Genomic DNA, 18,107 nt, shown 5'->3' on the forward strand with positions numbered 1-18,107 from the left:
ACGATAGCCGCCTCCCGAACAGTTACCGGGCCACGCACCAATTGGATGACATGACCGACGGTTCCGGACGCGTCGAGGAACTACTCGCATCGATGACCCGCGAGGAGAAACTGCGCCTGGTCAGCGGCCGCGGCGATCCCGCGGGGACGGCGACGGGCTACCTGCCCGGCGTCGAGCGACTCGACGTTCCGCCCTTCCGGCTGGTCGACGGCCCGCTCGGGGTTCGCGCCGAGGGAGAGCGGGCGACGGCGTTCCCGGCGTCGATCGCCGTCGCGGCGACGTTCGACCCCGACCTCGCGCGCGAGAAGGGCGCGGCGATGGCCCGCGAGGCGCGGGCGCTCGAGCAGGACGCGCTGCTCGCGCCCGGCGCGAACCTGATCCGAGTCCCCCACTGCGGACGCAATTTCGAGTACTACTCGGAGGAGCCGCTGCTGGCCGCCGAAACGACGGCGGGCGCGGTCGACGGGATCCGGGACGAGGACGTCGTCGCGACGGTCAAACACTACGTCGCGAACAACCAGGAGACCGACCGCGTCCGCGTCAGCAGCGAGGTCGACGAACGGACGCTCCGCGAACTGTATCTGCGGCCGTTCCGGGCGGCCGTCGAGGCCGGTACCGGCTCCGTGATGACCGCCTACAACCGCGTCAACGGGACGTACATGAGCGATCACGACCGCCTCGTCGACGACGTGCTCAAGGGCGAGTGGGGGTTCGACGGCTACGTCGTCTCGGACTGGTACGGCACCGAAAGCACCGTCGGCGCCGCGAACGCGGGCCTGGACCTCGAGATGCCCGGCGTCGCGATCGAGGGCGGGTTCGGTGGCGTCGGCGACGACGGAGACGAGGGAGACGGCTCGTTCGACGGGGCCGACCTCGAGGGCGAGGCCGCCGAGATAATGGGCGGACTCCCCGACGGAACGACGGGAGATCTGTTCGGCGACCCGCTGGCCGACGCGATCGACGCCGGCGAGGTGCCGGCCGAGCGGCTGGACGACATGGTCCGGCGGATCCTCGGGCAACTCGAGCGGATCGGCCGCCTCGAGAACGACGCTGACGATCGAAGCGCCGGCAGTGACGGCGATGGCGACGGCGACGGCGACGGCGACGACGCCGGAGCCATCGATACGCCCGCCCACCGCGACCTCGCCGAGCGGATCGCCGCCCGGGGGACCGTCCTGCTCGAGAACGACGGCGTCCTCCCGCTCGAGGACGAGGCGGACGTCGCCGTCGTCGGCCCGAACGTCCACGAGGCGAAACTCGGGGGCGGCGGCTCCTCGGAGACGACGCCGTTCCGGTCGACGAGTCCGGCGGCCGGGATGGAGTCGCGGGCCGACGGCGCGGTGACGGTCGCCCGCGGCTGCGAGCCGATTCCGGACCTCTCGCTGTTCGACGCGCTGCCGTTCGTCGACAGCGAGGAGCTCGACGAGCCGGAGGCGGACGCGGGGATCGGCATCGACGCGGCCGACCCCGATATCGACGCCGCGGTCCGGACCGCCGGCGACGCCGACGTCGCGGTCGTCTTCGTCCGCGACCGGACGACCGAGGGGAAGGACCGGGACTCGCTTCGGCTGCCGGGCCGGCAGGACGAACTCGTCGAGGCGGTCGCCGGCGCGGCCGCGGAGACGGTCGTCGTCGTCCAGTCGAGCGGCCCCGTCGAACTCCCGTGGCGCGAGGACGTCGACGCCGTCCTCGAGGCGTGGTACCCCGGACAGGCCGACGGGGCGGCGGTCGCGTCGGTGCTGTACGGCGACCGCGATCCGTCGGGGCGCCTACCGGTTACGTTCGCCCCCGAAGGGACGTACCCGACGGCAGACGAGCGCCGGTACCCCGGGGTCGACGACGAAGCGCACTACGAGGAGGGACTGTTCGTCGGCTACCGCCACTTCGACCGCGACTCCGTCGACACCGAGCCCACGTACCCGTTCGGTCACGGTCGCTCCTACGCCGACTTCGCGTACCGCGACGCGGCAGTCGTCGACGACCGGACGGTCCGCGTCACCGTCGAGAACGGCGCCGACCGGGACGGCCGCGAGGTGGTGCAGGCGTACGTCCGGCCCCCCGAATCGACCGCGGTCGAGCGGCCGACGCGAGAACTCGCCGGCTTCGAGTCGGTTCCCGTCCCCGCCGGCGAGACGCGGACGGTCGAAATCGACCTCGCCGATAGAGCGCTCGGCCGGTACGACGCGGCCGACGGCTGGGTGATCGATTCCGGAACCTACACCGTCGAACTGGCCCGCTCGGCGCGGGACGTGCGAAAAACGGTCGATCTCGAGTTCGAGGACGGCGCGACGCCCTAACGCGCGGTCCGGGAGCGGCCGCGGATGTACCCGCGCTCTAGAGTTCGTTCAGCTTCCGGAGCAGCTGGCCGCGGTACTCCTCGTCGCTGGTGACGCCCTTGACTTCGAGGACGTTGCGCTCGAGTTTGTCGATGGCGACGCGGAAGGCGTTCTCGGAGCCGTAGCCTTCGCCGGTGCCGGCGATCTGCCCCTTGTTGGTTCGCAGGCGGATCTGACAGTGGATCAGCGGCGTCCCGCGGAGTTTCTCCTGGTGTTCCTTGAACCGGACGTGGGCGTGCTGGACCTGCATGTCCTGGTACTTGTCGACGACGTCCTCGATGTTCTCGACGATCCCCTCTCGGGTGATCGTATCGAGCATCGAGATGTTGGTGATCTGGACGTCCATGCGCTGTTCTTCGGTGAACGTCAGCGCGCGCAGGACGTCGGTCTTGGTGATGACGCCGATGACGATCCGATCGTCGTCCTCGGGGGTGACGATCAGACCCGCGTAGTCGTTGTCGAGCATCGTCTTGACGGCCTCCTGAGCGGTGGCGTCCAGCGTCGTCGTCTCGACGGGACTGGCCATGATGTCGTAGACGGGGACGTCGAGCAGTCGCTGGGTGTCGCCGACCCGGTCGCCGGTCGTCGTCGTGTGGTTTTCCCGGATGACGAAGTCGGCGATATCGTGGGTCGTCACGACGCCCGAGAGGTAGCCGTTCTCGTTGAGCACGGGCAGTCGGGAGATGCCGTGTTCGCGCAGCTGGTTGATCGCCCGCCCGATCCCGTCGTCCTCCTCGAGCGTGACCGGATCGGCGGTGTAGATGTCCTCGACCGTGAGCGTATCGAGGTTTTCGAGGACCGCCTCGAGGATGGCGTCGTCGGTGATGACGCCCCAGAGATCGTCGTTCTCGAAGACCGGGGCGACCTTCGCGTTGCTCTCGACGAGCACGCGGGCCGTCTCTCGGACGTCCTCGTTGCGGTCGACCTGCGGGGCCGGCGCGTTCCGACTGGGTTTCATGAGCGCCGCCACCTTGGCGTCGTCTTCGACGTGGGACTGGAGGACCTCGCGCTCGCTGATGACGCCCTCGTACTCCCCGTCGTCAGTGACGATGATCCCCTTGGGGTTGCCGTCCTCGAACATGGATCGGACTTTCCCCATTCGCGTCCCGACGTCGACTTCGATGAACTCCGTGGTGGCGATATCAGCGATATTCATCCTTCTGGGGGAGTATACTGCCGCCGGGCTTTTGAACATACCGCACGTTTTAGCCGGGTGGGCGCAGGGGAGACCATTTTGAGGACTGGAATGGACATCGCCCGTATGGTGCCCGATATCAGCGTCTTCGGCCGGTACACCTACCTCGCGACGGAACTGTTCTGGGGAGCCGTCGCCGCCGTCCTCCTCCGCCGGGCGAACGCGCTCCGGAAAGCCGGCGTCACGATCCTCGCGCTGTACCCGATCGCGTACTGCTGGGACCGCTACACGCTCGCCGTCGGCGTCTTCGACATCAAACTCCGAACCGGGATCGATATCGCCGGCATCCCGCTCGAGGAACACCTCTTCATGGCGGTCGTTCCCGGCCTCGTGATCGGCATCCACGAGACGATCTTCGGTGAGCGACGGAGCGGGAACTAACGACCGTCGCGCGACCTGGTCTCAGTCGGGCATCCGGTTCGACTCGTCGTCGGTACCAGTGGAGAGTAGCGTGGTTTCTTTCTCCCAGACCATTCCTATAACGGGCCTGAACGGTCCGGTAACTACATCTACGAACTGTTCTCTGACGCCGTCTAGCTGCCAACGAACGGTATTATCTTCCAGCGGCCACTATTGAACTACGGCGAGAGATTCAGCAGGGACTGATTTATCAATCCGAGTCCCCCTCGAGGCGCAACTCGGGTTTTCACTAGTTCTCGTCGTATGGAGTGTGATGAGCCGTAGCGATATCATCGAAGGCCAACAAATCCCAGCAGTCGTGTGGTTCGCAGTAGCCGCTGGCCTGTCCGGGTATGCGATAAATCGCATTAGACAGTCGTGAGAGGCCCATGCCCCGTCTCTCGTACGGTGGCTTTGACAAGAAACGAGTAAATCACGATCCGTCGCATTACGCCCTCTATCACTACTCAGCAGGCCGTTTGTGACAGCCAAAGACGATTTCAAGGGATCGACTGATTCAAAACGGCCGATCACCGGTGCTACCGGAAGAGATTATCCCGCTCGACCACCGAGGACCGATATGCAGTGGTGCGACCAGCCGACGAGAGCGTCCGGGAGCGAGTACGTGAGAGTCTGGAACCGACGCACGAAGGGGCACCTAGTATGACCGACGATCCCCTCCCGGCCGAACACCTCTCGCCGCTCGCCGCGCTCGTCGACGAGGCGCTCGCGGGCGTCGGCTACGAGGTGGCGGCCGCCACCGACGCCATCGACGACGCCGTCCCCGGCTACGGCGGTCTCTTCGATCCCGAGACCTCCCCGAACGAGCTGCGTTCCGCACTCGAGAGCCTCCTGAACTCGGGACTCTCCCGCCCTCCCGTCCCCGAGCCGACGAGCGACGCGTTCGTCCTCTACGTCGACGGTAGTTCGCGCGGCAACCCCGGCCCCGCAGGGGCGGGCGCCGTCATCATGGACGCTTCGGAGGAGCAACTCGCCCGTCTCGGCCGCCCCGTCGGCTCCCGGACGGGAAACAACACCGCCGAGTACGTCGCCCTCCAGCTCGGGCTCTCCGAACTGTTGGCTCGCTACGAGCCGCGCAGGCTGGACGTGCGCATCGATTCGATGACTGTCATCCGAGACGTCTGGGGCGGCGACGACCCGACGGAACCGGGCGTCGAGACGTACAGCGAGGCCGTCGCGGCGGCGCTGTCGCGCGTTCCAGAACACCAGTACACGCATCTGGCCGACAGCGACCCGAACCCAGCCGACGCGCTGGCGACGGTGGGCGCCGATATCGCGGCCTTCGGACCCGGGTCGTAGGGAGCCACCGCGCAACGAACTTTTGCGCTGTGGGCGCGGCAAGGCCGCGCCTTCGGACACTCTCGAGAGAGCGGATCGCTCTCGGACAGCGAGGGACCGTCGGTCCCTGAGAGCCGTCCTCGAGGCCCTCGAGACGTGTCTCGACGCGATGAACGCGCTCGTTCGGGGGACGCTCTCATAATAAAGAATGTCCGCTGTACAGTAACGTGTCAGCGGCTGCGACCGATCAGGAGACACTTATTCCGGGATCTGTTCGCTTCGAACGATGTGTCCCCGGTCTCGGTCGACCGCCGCCTCCGATCGTGCCGACTCCGACGACAGGGCCGTTCTGCGATCGCTGTTTCGCCTGCTCGTCGCCGTCGCCCTGATCGGCGTTCTCGCCTTCGGAACCACCGTCCTCGCCCCCGGGATCCTCGAGAGCGTCGACACGGGCGATCTCGAGGGGCCCAGCGGCATCGGCAGCGAGGTAACGCCGAGTTCGGACCCGCCGCCGGCGGGCGAGCGCAACCCCGACGTCACCGATCCCGACGATCCGGGGAACTCGAGCTACGAAACCGACGTCGAGACCGTCGGCTCGGCGACCGTCGAGGACTTCGTCCACGCCGAGGTCAACGACCGCCGGGCCGAACACGGCCTCGAGCCCTTGGAGTGGGACGGAACGATCGCCTCCGTCGGCCGCGCCCACAGCTACGACATGGCCCAGCGGGAGTACTTCGCCCACATCAATCCCGACGGCGAGGCGCCGATGGATCGCTTTCGGGACGTCGACAACTACTGTCGGGGCTACGGCGAGAACATCGCCCTGACGTGGATCGACCGCCCGGTCGAGAATTCGGAGACGGACGAGACCGTCCGCTACCGGACTGCAGAGGGGCTCGCCGAGGGACTGGTCAACCAGTGGATGAACTCCACCGATCACCGACGCGCGATCCTCGAGCAGGGGACGCCCGACTGGGATCGCGGCGGCGTCGGCGTCTACATCGCCGACGACGGCGCGGTCTACGCGTCGCACAACTTCTGTCGCGAGCGGTGACGGTCGGGGGCGAGTCGCGATCGGAGCGAGCGGACGAGTCGACCTCTCATCCGTCGAACCGAACAGCGATTCTGAAACTGCGGTGGACTGATAATCATTTACCCGCGGCCGTTCTCGTTTCGGTATGGACGCTCGAGAGACGCTCACTGCAGTCTATCGAACGGCGAGCGACCGCGACGTTTCCTTTCTCGCGGCCGCCTTCGCGTACTACGCGTTCGTGTCGCTGATCCCGCTGGTGTTGCTCGCGCTCGTCGTCGGATCGCTGCTCGGCGGCGAGGACGCCGCCCAGCGGCTGATCACGGTCGCCGGCGACTTTCTCCCGGCGGCGGGCGAGGAGCTGGTCACCGACGCGTTGACGACCGAATCCGGCCGCGCGCAGGCGACCGTCGTCGCGCTCGCCGTCTCGGCCTGGGGCGCGCTGAAGGTCTTCCGCGGGCTCAGCCTCGCCTTCGATAAGGTCTACGGCGAGGTCGTCGACGAGTCGCTGGTCGACCAGCTCAGGGACGGCCTCGTCGTCATCGTCGCGGGCGCGGGCGCGATGGGGCTGATGATCGTGATCGGATGGGTCGTCGGCTTCGCGGCCGCAGTCCTCCCCTTCGCCGGCGCGCTGAGCTGGCTGACCCTGCTGATCGGGCTCGTCCTCGTGTTTCTGCCGATCTACTACGTGTTGCCGCCGATTCCCGTCGAGTTCGTCGACGTGCTTCCCGGCGCCGCCTTCGCCGCGGTCGGCTGGACGATCCTGCAGGCCGGCTTTCAGCTGTACGCGGCCAACGCCGGCCAGTACCAGGCCTACGGCGCCGTCGGCGCCGTCCTGCTGTTCGTCACCTGGCTCTACTTCGCCGGCATGCTCATCCTCTTCGGCGCGGTGCTCAACGTCGTCCTCTCGGAGCCGCCGCTGGCCGAGTGACGACCCGGCCGCCGGCGCCGCACCCGGACGCCGCATCGACCGCAGGGGGGAAAGATTATGGTCTCGGCACGGCCAGACCTCCACAATGAGTGACCAGTCTTCGAACAAACCCTCCGCGGCCGATTCGGCCTCCGACTCGAGCGAGTCGGCCGACGACGCCGACGCCTCGAGCGGAAGCCTCGAGCCGGGCGGCGGCCCGCAGCGGGTCGTCTCCGACCAGAGCGTCGACGACATCCTCGACTCGCTCGACGCGACGAAATCCGGGTCGGCGAGCGCGGACGCGGACGAGGACGCGACGGACGGGGACGAGCCAACGGGAGCGGGGACCAAATCCGAGCCGGACGGCGCCGCGTCGGCGGCCGACGAACCGACGGCTGCATCGGCGCCGAGCGAACCGATCGATAGCACGACGGAAGCGGACGACGGAACCGTCGCGACAGCGGACGGACCGACCGAGACGGACGGCGACGTCACGACCGCGTTCGACGAGGCGGAGATCCCGTCAACCGACGAGCGAGGAGCCGACGACGTCGCCGTCGATTCGGCGGCGGAGTCGGCGGACGCGAACGAGTCGACCGAGACGGCTGCGTCCGCCGACGTGAGCGACGCTGCGAAGACGACGGACTCCGCGAGTACGATCGGGAGCGGTACCGACGAGTCGTCGATCGACTCCGCCGCGACGTCGCTCGAGGACGTCCCGGACGACGCCTCCCTCGAGGAACTGGCCGCCCGCATCGAGGACGGCGCCGTCACCGGGGCGGACGTCCGGGCCGCCGAAGCGGGCGAGGGACGAGAGTCCACGCCCGACGTCGACGAGATCGAACTCTCGATGGACGACTTGGAAGCGACCCAGGCGGCGACGTCCGCGGCCGAAAGCGACGGAACGTCCGACGTTCCCGACGACGCCGGCCCGCTCGCGGGATCGGTCGGCGTCGACGAGGACTCGAGCGACGACGATGCGGACGGCGACGACTCGCCGGGCTTGCTCGGTCGGATCAAACGGTTCTTCGGCGGTTAGCGGTCGGGATCGCAGCGATCAATCGGTTCCGTTCTCCGAGTGTTCGAACGCTCGCGTCCGCCGTTCTCGAGGCTCCCAGTAGGGCGTTCGACCGCGTCACGCTCGAGCGGTCGCTAGCTCACGAGCGTGATCAGCACGAACAGGGTCAGCATCGAGACCAGCGTCGTCGCGAAGACGTTCAGCGACGCGAACTCCTCGTCGCCGCCGAGTTCGGCCGCGAAGACGAACGTCGAGACGGCCGTCGGCGTTCCGAGCATGACGACCGCCGCGGTGAACGTCGCCGCGTCGACTGCGAGCACCGAGAAGACGGCCCACGCGAGCGCGGGCATACAGACGATTTTCAGCCCGATGACGGCCCCGGTCGCGCCGATATCGATCGACGGGAGATCCACCTCGAGGGACGCGCCGACACAGAGGAGGGCAAGCGGGAGGGCGACCGAACCGAGGAGGTCGAGGCCGGTCGCGGCCGGGCCGGGAAGCGTGATCCCCAGCGAGCCGACGGCGAGTCCGGCGATCAGCGACCCCAGGACGGGATTTTTCGCCAGCCCCAGCAGTTCGTCGCCGAGCGCGGCGTCGGCCCCGTTGAGCGTCGAGAGGAGGAGGACCGACAGGGGCAACTGGGTCAGCGTGACGACGCCCAGAACGACGCTCGCGGTCGCGGTCACCTCGGCGTCGAACGTCGCCGCGACCAGGGGCAGGCCGAGATAGCCCAGGTTCGAGTGGTACGACTGGACGACCGCCACGCTCCGCCGGCCGATCGACCCCCGGTTACGGTGAACGAGCCACGCCAGCCCGACCGTCGCGAACAGCACGAACAGCAGGCCGCCCAGCAGCGTCAGCGAGAGCAACTCGCCGATCGCTCGGTCGTACGTCGAGACGAAGATCAGCGCCGGCAGGGCGACGTAGTAGGCGACCGCGTTCAACCGCGTCGTCCGTCGGGCGTCGAGCAGCCCCGTCGTTCGGAGTCCGGCTCCCAGCAGGAGCACGACCAACAATCCCGACAACCGGACGAACAGCTCCATACGACCCTCGAGTCGATTCGGACTTTTCTACCGTTCGATCGGCGAAGTCACTGTGTCTCGGTAGCAACACTCGAGTGGTTCGCCCGCGCTTCCGTCGTTTCGATCGGGAGCCTCCGCCGACTTCGACGCCCGAACTCGAATCGGCGGCCGAAGTCGATGCGGTTACTCGTCCCAGTCGATCGCCTCCGTCCGTTCCGCGCGGCGGAGGATGAACGGGCCGAGCGAGCCGGTCCGCTTCGAGATCGTCGCGATTCGGAGGACGTAGGTCGTCAGCAGGAAGAACGGAACCAGACTGATCGTCGCGCTGGCGCTTACGAGCCACACCAGGTTATCGACGCCGACGGTCGTCCCCTGGACCAGTCCGGGGTCGAGATACAGCACCGTCGCCGTCGCGGCGACGACGCCCGGCAGCCCCGAGTAGAGCATCGACCGCGTGAGGTGGACGAGTTCCCACTGGAAGTACAGCGACTTGAAGTGCTCGAGGGCCGGTCCAAAGAGCCGTAGACTGTCGATCAACTCGTCGAACGCCGCCAGTTGGTCGTCCTCGAGGCTATCGCCGTGCTCGTCGCGCAGCCGACGCACCGCGTAGATCTTCCAGGAGTAGTTGTAGTTCAGTCCCGACCGGAGGACGCCGAACTCGCCGAATCGCGACGTCTCGAGTTGGGACTCGATCTCATCGGAGTTCCGGCAGACGTTCTCGACCAGTCGGTCGGTACGCCGGCGAAGGACCTCGTCGTCGCTGTCGGCGACGGCCTCGCGAAGCGCTTCGGCCCGATCGCTGCTGGTCCGCACGAGCGCCTGCAGGAACTGCGCGGGGTCGGGCGGGCCGACCGAACCGAACAGTTCCTCGACGTCGTGCCGGTAGGCCATCGCCTCGTTCATCCACGTGTGCTGGTCGCCGAGCCGCCCGAGTTCCTGGGAGAGCACGAGCTGGTTGATCGAGACGACGAGCGTCACGCCGGTGAGAACCGCGGCGATCAGCGCCTGAAACGCCGTATCGACGGGCGTGCCGCTCTCCATCGCTTCCCGGAGGGGAATCGATACCGCACCGAGAACGACGAACGTGGCGAAGGCGACGGCAGACAGCAGTCCCGCTAGCACCCAGCGGTTCGCATCGAGCAAGAACCAGTGTGCGGCGGGGTTTTCACCGGTTCGCCCGCGAAGCGTGTCCCTCGAGAACGGACCGTCCATACGGTTCGTTCGGTCGCGGGACGAAAAGCGGTTGAGCCTGAATCCGTCCGGGGTCGAGTGAGCCGGATTCGCGGACGGACGAAGCGGTGAACCGCCGTCGAAAATTCATAGCGGACCCCTAGGCTCCGGCGTCGTCGCCGGGATCCGACAACTGCGGATCGGCTCGCAGTCCCCGGAACGCGAGCGCGGCGCCCGCCACGAACACGATCGTCGCGAGGTAGATCGGGCCAAGGTGGGTCAGCCAGTCGTGTGCGAAGAGGTCCATGTAGTGCATCGGGAGCGCGAGCGCCAGGCCGATCACGGCGGCCGCGACCGCCGTCGCCCACGCCCACAGCAGGCCGGCGCGAACGCCGTACCACGCCAGCGCCGTAATGGCGATTCCGGTCGCGATGATGAACGCCGCGGTCGCGACGTGGAGGTGGTTGATGTAGTGCATGATCGCCGGATCGATCGCGTTCAGGTCCGCCGGCGTGATGCCGTTGAGGGTCGCGACGCCGAGTTCGAAGCCGGTGCCGAAGAACGTCCTGGCGAGGAACACGACCCCGTAGCCGACGAACGCGACGCCGGCGAGCGCCATCAGGAGCGATCCGGTCCGCACGCCGCGCCCGAGTTCGTAATCGGTCTCGTGGTGGTCGACAGTCGCTTGGTCTGTGCTCATGGGTGGATCGTTTCGTGTCGGTTTAAACCTCGACTTCGGTCACGTGTTGTTCGTCGATCTCCTCGAGGGAGTACTCCGTGCCGTGCCGTTCGCTGACGTGGTCGCGCGTGATTTCGAGCAATCGGTCCCGGTCGTCCACTTCGGTCCGCATGCGGAAGACGCAGCCCGACACTTCGGTGTCGCACGCTACTTCCAGGCCCGTCAGTGTCTCGTCGCTTTGTCGTGTGTCTACCATGATTTCGTTCCCCTCCTCGAGAGAGCTACACGGCGTAGAACTATGGAGGCATCTAGCGGGTTTCGTGCAACGGATGCCGTCTGTGCAGCCGATGACTACCGTGCATCGTCTGCAAGTCGGCGACTCGGCCGCCGCCGTGCGAGCGCGGCGCCGGCGGCGCCGAACTATCCGACCGCCGCTCCGAGCGTGAGCGGACGGGCCTCGTCTCGGTAGGTCGCGAACGTCGATTCCGCCCAGTCGCGCGCCTCCGGCGCGTCGGTATCGATCAACAGCCGAACCATCCCGCTGTCCGGATCGTAGCCGCTGACGGCGATCCGATCGTCGAAGAGACTGACGCCGCAGGCCGGCACGTCGTCGTGGACGCTGACCGAGAGGTTGCCGCTCTCGAGGGCGGCCGAACAGTGCTCCCGGTAGTTCGAGAGGATGTATTCGGCGACCGCCGGCGGATCAATGATCTCCGCTTCCATGCCGTCGACGATCGACCGCCGAAGCTCGTCCTTGCAGGGCTCGAGCAGGGCGACGTCGGCGCCGACGAACCGGAACCGGTTCGTCCGCTCGAGCAGCGCCGCGAATCGGTTCACCGGCCGGTACGGGGCGTCGGGCTCGGCGACCGTCACGATCGCACGGCTGGCCATCTCGACGGTGAACCCGCTCTCCTCCGGGAGAAACTGCCAGCTGTCGCGGAGCGTCCGCTCGGTCTCGAGTCGGGCGAGCAGCTCCCGCAGTCCGACCGCGACGAACGCACCCAACTGCGTCGTTTCGTACCGGTCCCCGTCCCGCCTGATCCAGTTGCGTTCGTCGAACGCCCGCAGCGTCCGTCCGATCGTCGACGCCGACGCACCCGTCTTCGTCCGGAGCTCGGCTCGACTCGTCGGCCGCTCGGCCAGCGCCTCGAGCACGGCGACGCGGTGTTCCGACCGCGCGAGGAACTCGAGGTCCTCGAGCGGTTCGGAAGTGGTTCTGTGTGTCATGGGTAACGTACGCACGCTGGGAGTATAGCTGTTCCAGTAGGGCGTCCTTACGGCATCTCCAAATGGTTCCCGAGCGGTCGTGGTCCCGCACTGCGATCGCTCTTCGCGCTCGAGTGGCGGATCTAGACAGTACTGGCGCGGTCGAGGGACTACCCGCTCGTGTTGAACAAGAGAGCGGAGGACAGATTTGAACTACGCCGAGACGTGCTCGCGTTCGCTGCGCGACTCGTCTAGTTCAAATCTGCACAATGTACCGATTCCGTCGCTCGCGGATTTATTCGCGACAGAAGTAGTGGGTCGGGGTAGATTTGAACTGCTGGCCCCTCCACAGTCGGTGTCGGTGGTTGGGAACAATTGGAATAGCTCGCGCGCGTTTCAAAATCGAAACTTGATTTCAATGAACAAGTTGGGAAAGAATTAATCAAAAATATGATATATGTGTGGGCTGGAAAAGAAATTATGCCACTCAAAAACTATCTTGGAGACAATGAAGAGCTTCTCCTCTCTTGGGGAGGAAAGCCAGATGAAGACGACGAATTTTTCTCTACATCTGGCTCAAACTTAGAGTTTGGTGCAACTGATAAAAGGTTGGTTTTTTGTAATAGTAATGGATCCTTCAAGGATATAGAATATACACATATTAGCTCGATCGAAGCAGAATCAGACAAGGAAGTTAAAGATATAAGCGATTTCGATGATAACGGCTTGCTGTTGGGCGGACTTGGCGCCATAGTTTCTGTAGTAGGTATTCTCATAGAAACTATGCCAATTCTTCTAATTGGTATTGCCCTAATTATGATAGTTATGTTTCTGAATATGGAAGAAGTACAAAAGGTGAAAATTATCACGGGTGACGAAATGCATTCAAGGATTAACTTCAAAACTACTGAGAATATCTCCGGTGACCTGAGTAAAATAATTCGAAATAACAGTTAAAATATAATAGCTCTCGCTTCTTGTCGATCTTCGTTTATCCGCAACCTGATATTCTTGTAGACTCTGTTGAAATCAAGTTCAAATCACTGGGGACCGCCCTTGCGAAGGGCAACGAATTGAGAGCGAAATACCCCGCTCTCAGCAAAGAAATACTGTGGAAAAGTTACCCGTCGTGCGATTCACACGACCTGAAGGAGTGTAGTGGGTTAGGGCAGATTTGAACTACGCCGAGACGTGCTCGCTCGCTCGCGTCGCGCGACAGTATCGTCACGCTTCGCTCGTCGGTTGTTGTTCCGTTAGAAATGGGTTGGGGCAGATTATCACTGGCGCGGCGAAGCCGCGCAACCGGCCTCCTCCCTCGGTTCTCGCGCACGGCGCTGCGCTTCCGATGTAGAGGTGTCGGTAAAAAGCGCGGTTTCAACCCGCGTCAAAGCCTCTCCGTGTCTGCACTCGGAATTGGCTTCATTTGGTAATTGTGCCGGTCGCCCCTTTGGGCAGGCAGAATCAGCCTCCCGTGGCGAAGACAGCCATGCCACGAAAACTGACTCCCAAGCAAGCCGCCGAACGGTATCTCAAAGAACGTGAGCCGAACGTCTCTAAGTCCACACTCTACAACCACCGATCCCTTCTTCGACAGTGGTGGCAGTGGTGCGATGATCATGGAATTGAGTATGTGAATGACATCGATGGATTCGATGTCGCAGACTTCCGTCTCGATAGGCAAGTCGAGGTTGGCGAGGTTACTCTATACAACCAGATGACGGTGCTGCGAACGTTCGTCCGGTGGATGCAAAGCCGGAATCTCGTACAGAACGGATTAGCGGACGGCATGGTCGTCTCCCAGCCAGAAGACGACTCACGGAACGGGATGATCGACGCCGAAACCGCCGACTCCATTCTGAACTACCTCGATAAATACGAATACGGAACCCTTCGGCACGTCGCATTCGCAATGCTTTGGCACACAGGAATGCGACTCGGCGCTCTTCGGTCAATTGATCTTGACGAATACCATCCTGAAGATCACTACGTTGAACTTCATCACCGTCCAGAAAGTGATACACCGCTCAAGAACGGCAAAGACTCCGAGCGAGAAGTAAACCTCGCAATCTGGTGCTGTGACCTGCTGGACGACTACATCAACAGGAAACGCTACGATGTAACCGGCAAGCACGGACGACAGCCGTTACTGACAACGGAGCATGGCCGTGTCTCAAAAAGCAACATCCGCGAACACATCAACCAGATCACCCGGCCATGCACATATAAGAACGAATGCCCACATGACCGCGAAATCACGGAGTGCGAGGCAACGTCACGGCTATTAGCCGCTCGATGTCCATCATCCATCCCACCACACGATCTTCGACGTTCATCAGTAACCTACCTTCTGGATAATGATCATCGCAAGGAATTGGTTGCTGACCGGGTGGATATGTCCGTGAAAACATTGGACAAGCACTACGATCAGCGTTCCGAAGCGCAGAAACGCGAACAGCGTCGTGCAGAGTTCGGAATGAACGGCTAACTTCTTCGCATCGACACTTGAAATGGTGGAGTGGGGGTCAGCATCATGTTCAGGATATTATAGTGTTCTTTTTGTTCTCGTGACGGAATGCCAGTATAACTTGGATGATGGATGGACCAATTTGGAAGATTCGGTTACGGATTCAACACTATCGGCTGAAGGTGCGTAATTGGGGTAATAGGCATATCAGATCACGCATCCCTAAACGAATTTATTGGCTGTACACTGATGTTGATTCGGAGATAATTGGAGTGCTTGATGCATTTCTTGTTCAGTTGGTACCGATTTATCTTGCGTATATTGGGCGTTTGTGGATGGCAATTGGGACGGCAGTTGTTGGCAGGGTTATCACATCTCGGTTATCGTCGCGGAAACGGAAACGGGATAGAGAACAGATGGTCGAGAATGCTATCAGCAGAACCGAGGAGAAGAGAGAGCGGAGAGCAAGAAGGGAAGGGAGAAGACTGTGAACGTATCTGTCTGAACACTTGAAATGGTGGAGTGGGGGTGTCCGATGGGAGTGGTGATTTTGCCGATCTGCTGGGCTAAGTTCGTCTACTTTTCGATCCGATGGGAGTGGTGAAGGTGGTGTGTCACGAGGCTCCGTTGTGGCAGGGGCACAGCCTGCCGGAACGTCCCGCATCATTCGTATTTGAATTGTTCTTATTTAGAAGTGATGGTTGGATGCTGCAATGGTTTCCTCAACTTGGACTTTTACATTCGTATAGTGCTAATTAGTAGATATGGACGCAATTGCAGCAAATCCCGACGAATCCGATCTCGAAGCAGTGATCGAAGTAATCGAATCGTATGAAGACGAATGCATGAACCAAGACGACATCGAACACAGAATGCAGAACAAAGGATATTCAGATGCAGAAACGCTATTCCTCCTTATTCAGAGTGAAGGACAAGGCCGAATCGAACGGAAAGAAGTCATGCATTCCACAGGAAAACTGGAATCCGGCATTTATTATTCGATCAACAACTCTTAGACCTATCAAACCATATATGTAATTGCCGCCCGTGCGTTGTGGTGGATTGCTCTGTTCATAGTTTGCCTCCCGGTTCTTCTTTCTAAGTGCGTTACTTCTTTACCGGGAGGTATCATCATATAGAAATGGGTTAACGCCCACGAGACCACCCAAACACCCGAAATTCATGGTTCGCGTGGCATCATCCACAATTCTGTTACTGTCTTTCAAAACGGAATCAAAGCCATCAGTCGCTTTGCCCTCTGATTTCCTTCCTAAGAATCTCTATCCACTTCCGTTTCTTCATCCCTTTTTCATAATGTCTATCCAACATATCCATACCTATCCTGTAACTCGGACTATGCACAATCCCTACGAACCCGAGAAATAGGATCAGTAGTTGAGATCGACTACTTGTCAGTATTGCTCGTTGCCAACCGAGTCTGAGTTCCAGTTCGCGCTTTCGTATATATCCATCAGCGTTTTCGTAGGCGAGCAGTTCCAGAATCACGATACGGAGCAGAATTGAGAATGTGATGATGAGAATATAGCCAGATAGAACATAAGAGACTGCTTCCCAATACCCGAACACTCCGAGCAAGAGTGCGATGATGCCGCCCCAGAAGGAAATAACGATCTCACCGAGTTCATGGTTCTTTTTCGCTTTCCAGTATCGAAATTCGATCTCGGATTTTAGATCGTGGCTGGAACGACCGCTGTTCGGAGTATGCTTCTTCACCATGATCTCCATCATATCCTCTCGAAACGTCTCAACGCGGTCAGCGATGTCGAAGTCCGGCAAATCAACTTTTGAATTGCTTTTCAGTAGGACTCGTCCTATGATTGGGACTGGTAGTGATACAACGTAGAGGATTGTAACGAAAACAAAAGCAAGAACACCTGTAGCGCGTAGAATGAACCATTTCAGGAAGGCTGGAAGGCGTTTCAAATAATAAATACAAATACTAACCCCGATCATACTTCCCCTCAGAATTGTTCGGAGATACCGCTTCATCACGTCATACTTCGGCCAGTGTGATTGTAAGTCTATCTGACTATACGGAAATACCGGCGAATCAATTGTACTAGAGGGGGGAGGGGGTAAGGGGGGCTATGCGTGGCCGTGCGACATGCGTGCGTGCAAGCCAGTTAGTCCGAATCCTTTCGACGTGGATCATCATCACCTTGCCACTGATCCCGATGCATATCACAGAACCCGCTAATATGCCGTGTAACCTGCCCACAACCATCACCATCTTTCGCTACACCACGACACTTCAACAGCTCTAACTCGCTGTCTGAACCGTCTTCATCGTCATCTTGGTACTTCTCCCAGTCATCAATCAGCATCCCACGGTCAATCTGCATATCCGGTTCATCCAGATTCCACTCCATATGAGCGAAGTAATTCGTATCATAGCGCCATGGAGAGTCTTCTGGAACATCAAGCAGTCCACGGACACCGAACCACTTCTCACCTGATTTGAAGGCGTCCCATCCTCGATACACTTCGGCTTTATCGATCTTGCCTTCGTCCTTCTTGCCTTCTTTCCGAATGATTACATCCGACTGTTTCTTCACCAAGGGGTGGATGTCGTTATCGTTCTCGTGACCGATATAGATAGTTTTGAACTCACCGCCTTCGTCCGGTGATTTACGGAAAGCATTGATGGACAGCCCCATTACTTTCTCGACATCCTGCTGGTTATTATACGCATTTCCAACAGTACTGAACTCGTCAAACACACCGACCTTTTTGCCGGGTTCCTTTGCAAATTCGAGGTAATCAGAGATATGTTCACTGAACCTCACGAAGTCAAGATCACCCAGTGAAGGGTTTGTGTCCGGGTCAAGCCATGGATGACCAGCATCATACCCGTTCACTTTCTCAAGTTCTTCACGGGGCATTCCCTTCACAGGGAAGTTCATCATCACTTTGTCTATATGGCCGTCCCGGTGGAGTTGTCGGAGGGCATCTGTTGTCATCCCGGTTTTCCCGCTTCCTTTCGGTCCTTTGATCAGGACTTGTTGTGCAGCGGGTTTCATTGCCTTGATCAGCATTTCGTATCCGGTGGCTTCGATACGGCTTTCTGTCCATCCTGTCGCTGCTGACATGGTGGCTACGTCACCGGATTTCCGGGCTTTCCGTAGGGTGTCTGTGTTGCCCTGTCGCGAAAGCATATTGTAGAGCGGTGAGTCTTCGGGAGGTTCGCCTCCGTTAGCCCGTTCCAGCATTAACAGGAGGTCTCCTGTCTCCTTGCTGTCTGTCATCACCGCGTCGATGAGTGCGTCTACTTCGTCGTTTCTGATGGCGTCTGCGACCTTTGCAGACGGGAAAGCTTCATCTCCGCTCATAGTTCCTCACCCCATAGCGTTCCGCATAC

17 protein-coding genes are annotated in these 18,107 nt (G+C 61.5%); 9 read left to right on the forward strand and 8 right to left on the reverse strand.

Annotated features, from left to right (window positions below; genetic code table 11):
• Window positions 1–50: 50 nt before the first annotated feature.
• Window positions 51–2,297 carry a beta-glucosidase family protein gene (locus tag HTZ84_RS04820; protein WP_174679629.1) on the forward strand — a complete coding sequence of 749 codons (2,247 nt, stop codon included), beginning with the start codon at window positions 51–53 and terminating at the stop codon, window positions 2,295–2,297.
• 37 nt (window positions 2,298–2,334) lie between these two features.
• Here HTZ84_RS04820 and HTZ84_RS04825 read toward each other — a convergent pair whose 3' ends face one another.
• On the reverse strand, window positions 2,335–3,492 hold the full coding sequence (locus HTZ84_RS04825) for a CBS domain-containing protein (protein ID WP_174679630.1): 1,158 nt from the start codon (window positions 3,490–3,492) through the stop codon (window positions 2,335–2,337).
• A gap of 105 nt (window positions 3,493–3,597) precedes the next feature.
• Between HTZ84_RS04825 and HTZ84_RS04830 the strand changes: the two genes are divergently transcribed.
• From HTZ84_RS04830 to HTZ84_RS04850, 5 genes are all read left to right on the forward strand, one after another.
• Window positions 3,598–3,912 (forward strand): lycopene cyclase domain-containing protein, encoded by a 315-nt coding sequence (locus HTZ84_RS04830; RefSeq protein ID WP_174679631.1) that lies wholly within the window; start codon window positions 3,598–3,600, stop codon window positions 3,910–3,912.
• A gap of 681 nt (window positions 3,913–4,593) precedes the next feature.
• On the forward strand, window positions 4,594–5,250 hold the full coding sequence (locus HTZ84_RS04835) for a ribonuclease HI family protein (RefSeq protein WP_174679632.1): 657 nt from the start codon (window positions 4,594–4,596) through the stop codon (window positions 5,248–5,250).
• A 265-nt stretch (window positions 5,251–5,515) separates the two neighbouring features.
• Window positions 5,516–6,283 (forward strand): CAP domain-containing protein, encoded by a 768-nt coding sequence (locus HTZ84_RS04840; RefSeq protein ID WP_174679633.1) that lies wholly within the window; start codon window positions 5,516–5,518, stop codon window positions 6,281–6,283.
• A 124-nt stretch (window positions 6,284–6,407) separates the two neighbouring features.
• A complete protein-coding gene (locus tag HTZ84_RS04845) occupies window positions 6,408–7,190 on the forward strand; it encodes a YihY/virulence factor BrkB family protein (protein WP_174679634.1) in 783 nt (260 codons plus the stop codon).
• 85 nt (window positions 7,191–7,275) lie between these two features.
• Window positions 7,276–8,208: a hypothetical protein gene (locus tag HTZ84_RS04850; protein WP_174679635.1), complete on the forward strand. Its 933-nt coding sequence runs from the start codon at window positions 7,276–7,278 to the stop codon at window positions 8,206–8,208.
• A 113-nt stretch (window positions 8,209–8,321) separates the two neighbouring features.
• On the opposite strand, the gene HTZ84_RS04855 is transcribed toward HTZ84_RS04850, so the two are convergent.
• The 5 genes from HTZ84_RS04855 to HTZ84_RS04875 all read right to left on the reverse strand — a co-directional run bounded on the left by HTZ84_RS04855 (window position 8,322) and on the right by HTZ84_RS04875 (window position 12,285).
• On the reverse strand, window positions 8,322–9,230 hold the full coding sequence (locus tag HTZ84_RS04855) for an AEC family transporter (protein ID WP_174679636.1): 909 nt from the start codon (window positions 9,228–9,230) through the stop codon (window positions 8,322–8,324).
• 162 nt (window positions 9,231–9,392) lie between these two features.
• Window positions 9,393–10,421 carry a hypothetical protein gene (locus tag HTZ84_RS04860; RefSeq protein WP_174679637.1) on the reverse strand — a complete coding sequence of 343 codons (1,029 nt, stop codon included), beginning with the start codon at window positions 10,419–10,421 and terminating at the stop codon, window positions 9,393–9,395.
• A 118-nt stretch (window positions 10,422–10,539) separates the two neighbouring features.
• Window positions 10,540–11,079 (reverse strand): hypothetical protein, encoded by a 540-nt coding sequence (locus HTZ84_RS04865; RefSeq protein WP_174679638.1) that lies wholly within the window; start codon window positions 11,077–11,079, stop codon window positions 10,540–10,542.
• 22 nt (window positions 11,080–11,101) lie between these two features.
• A complete protein-coding gene (locus tag HTZ84_RS04870) occupies window positions 11,102–11,314 on the reverse strand; it encodes a hypothetical protein (RefSeq protein WP_174679639.1) in 213 nt (70 codons plus the stop codon).
• A 164-nt stretch (window positions 11,315–11,478) separates the two neighbouring features.
• The gene (locus tag HTZ84_RS04875; protein WP_174679640.1) at window positions 11,479–12,285 is read right to left on the reverse strand and encodes a helix-turn-helix transcriptional regulator; all 807 of its coding nucleotides are present in this window, start codon (window positions 12,283–12,285) and stop codon (window positions 11,479–11,481) included.
• A 459-nt stretch (window positions 12,286–12,744) separates the two neighbouring features.
• On the opposite strand from HTZ84_RS04875, the gene HTZ84_RS04880 reads away from it, so the two are divergent.
• The 3 genes from HTZ84_RS04880 (at window position 12,745) to HTZ84_RS04890 (ending at window position 15,744) form a co-directional block, all read left to right on the forward strand.
• A complete protein-coding gene (locus tag HTZ84_RS04880) occupies window positions 12,745–13,221 on the forward strand; it encodes a PH domain-containing protein (protein ID WP_174679641.1) in 477 nt (158 codons plus the stop codon).
• Window positions 13,222–13,750: 529 nt separating this feature from the next.
• Entirely contained in the window at window positions 13,751–14,749 is a 999-nt protein-coding gene (locus HTZ84_RS04885) for a tyrosine-type recombinase/integrase (RefSeq protein ID WP_174679642.1), read from the forward strand.
• A 743-nt stretch (window positions 14,750–15,492) separates the two neighbouring features.
• Window positions 15,493–15,744 carry a hypothetical protein gene (locus tag HTZ84_RS04890; protein WP_174679643.1) on the forward strand — a complete coding sequence of 84 codons (252 nt, stop codon included), beginning with the start codon at window positions 15,493–15,495 and terminating at the stop codon, window positions 15,742–15,744.
• 226 nt (window positions 15,745–15,970) lie between these two features.
• Here the strand turns inward: HTZ84_RS04890 and HTZ84_RS04895 are convergent, their stop codons facing one another.
• Together HTZ84_RS04895 and HTZ84_RS04900 are read right to left on the reverse strand one after the other, a co-directional pair.
• Window positions 15,971–16,738, reverse strand: a complete 768-nt coding sequence (locus HTZ84_RS04895; protein ID WP_174679644.1) for a hypothetical protein — start codon at window positions 16,736–16,738, stop codon at window positions 15,971–15,973.
• A 134-nt stretch (window positions 16,739–16,872) separates the two neighbouring features.
• Window positions 16,873–18,078, reverse strand: a complete 1,206-nt coding sequence (locus HTZ84_RS04900; protein ID WP_174679645.1) for a hypothetical protein — start codon at window positions 18,076–18,078, stop codon at window positions 16,873–16,875.
• Between the last annotated feature and the right edge of the window lie 29 nt (window positions 18,079–18,107).

It is taken from the genome of Haloterrigena gelatinilytica, from assembly GCF_013342145.1.
In the GTDB taxonomy this organism is placed as follows: domain Archaea; phylum Halobacteriota; class Halobacteria; order Halobacteriales; family Natrialbaceae; genus Haloterrigena; species Haloterrigena gelatinilytica.

Coding starts and splice junctions, on each gene's coding strand:
- HTZ84_RS04820 (WP_174679629.1), top strand. CDS start 51: ATGACCGACGGTTCCGGACGCGTCGAGGAACTACTCGCATCGATGACC.
- HTZ84_RS04825 (WP_174679630.1), bottom strand. CDS start 3,492: ATGAATATCGCTGATATCGCCACCACGGAGTTCATCGAAGTCGACGTC.
- HTZ84_RS04830 (WP_174679631.1), top strand. CDS start 3,598: ATGGTGCCCGATATCAGCGTCTTCGGCCGGTACACCTACCTCGCGACG.
- HTZ84_RS04835 (WP_174679632.1), top strand. CDS start 4,594: ATGACCGACGATCCCCTCCCGGCCGAACACCTCTCGCCGCTCGCCGCG.
- HTZ84_RS04840 (WP_174679633.1), top strand. CDS start 5,516: ATGTGTCCCCGGTCTCGGTCGACCGCCGCCTCCGATCGTGCCGACTCC.
- HTZ84_RS04845 (WP_174679634.1), top strand. CDS start 6,408: ATGGACGCTCGAGAGACGCTCACTGCAGTCTATCGAACGGCGAGCGAC.
- HTZ84_RS04850 (WP_174679635.1), top strand. CDS start 7,276: ATGAGTGACCAGTCTTCGAACAAACCCTCCGCGGCCGATTCGGCCTCC.
- HTZ84_RS04855 (WP_174679636.1), bottom strand. CDS start 9,230: ATGGAGCTGTTCGTCCGGTTGTCGGGATTGTTGGTCGTGCTCCTGCTG.
- HTZ84_RS04860 (WP_174679637.1), bottom strand. CDS start 10,421: ATGGACGGTCCGTTCTCGAGGGACACGCTTCGCGGGCGAACCGGTGAA.
- HTZ84_RS04865 (WP_174679638.1), bottom strand. CDS start 11,079: ATGAGCACAGACCAAGCGACTGTCGACCACCACGAGACCGATTACGAA.
- HTZ84_RS04870 (WP_174679639.1), bottom strand. CDS start 11,314: ATGGTAGACACACGACAAAGCGACGAGACACTGACGGGCCTGGAAGTA.
- HTZ84_RS04875 (WP_174679640.1), bottom strand. CDS start 12,285: ATGACACACAGAACCACTTCCGAACCGCTCGAGGACCTCGAGTTCCTC.
- HTZ84_RS04880 (WP_174679641.1), top strand. CDS start 12,745: ATGCCACTCAAAAACTATCTTGGAGACAATGAAGAGCTTCTCCTCTCT.
- HTZ84_RS04885 (WP_174679642.1), top strand. CDS start 13,751: ATGCCACGAAAACTGACTCCCAAGCAAGCCGCCGAACGGTATCTCAAA.
- HTZ84_RS04890 (WP_174679643.1), top strand. CDS start 15,493: ATGGACGCAATTGCAGCAAATCCCGACGAATCCGATCTCGAAGCAGTG.
- HTZ84_RS04895 (WP_174679644.1), bottom strand. CDS start 16,738: ATGAAGCGGTATCTCCGAACAATTCTGAGGGGAAGTATGATCGGGGTT.
- HTZ84_RS04900 (WP_174679645.1), bottom strand. CDS start 18,078: ATGAGCGGAGATGAAGCTTTCCCGTCTGCAAAGGTCGCAGACGCCATC.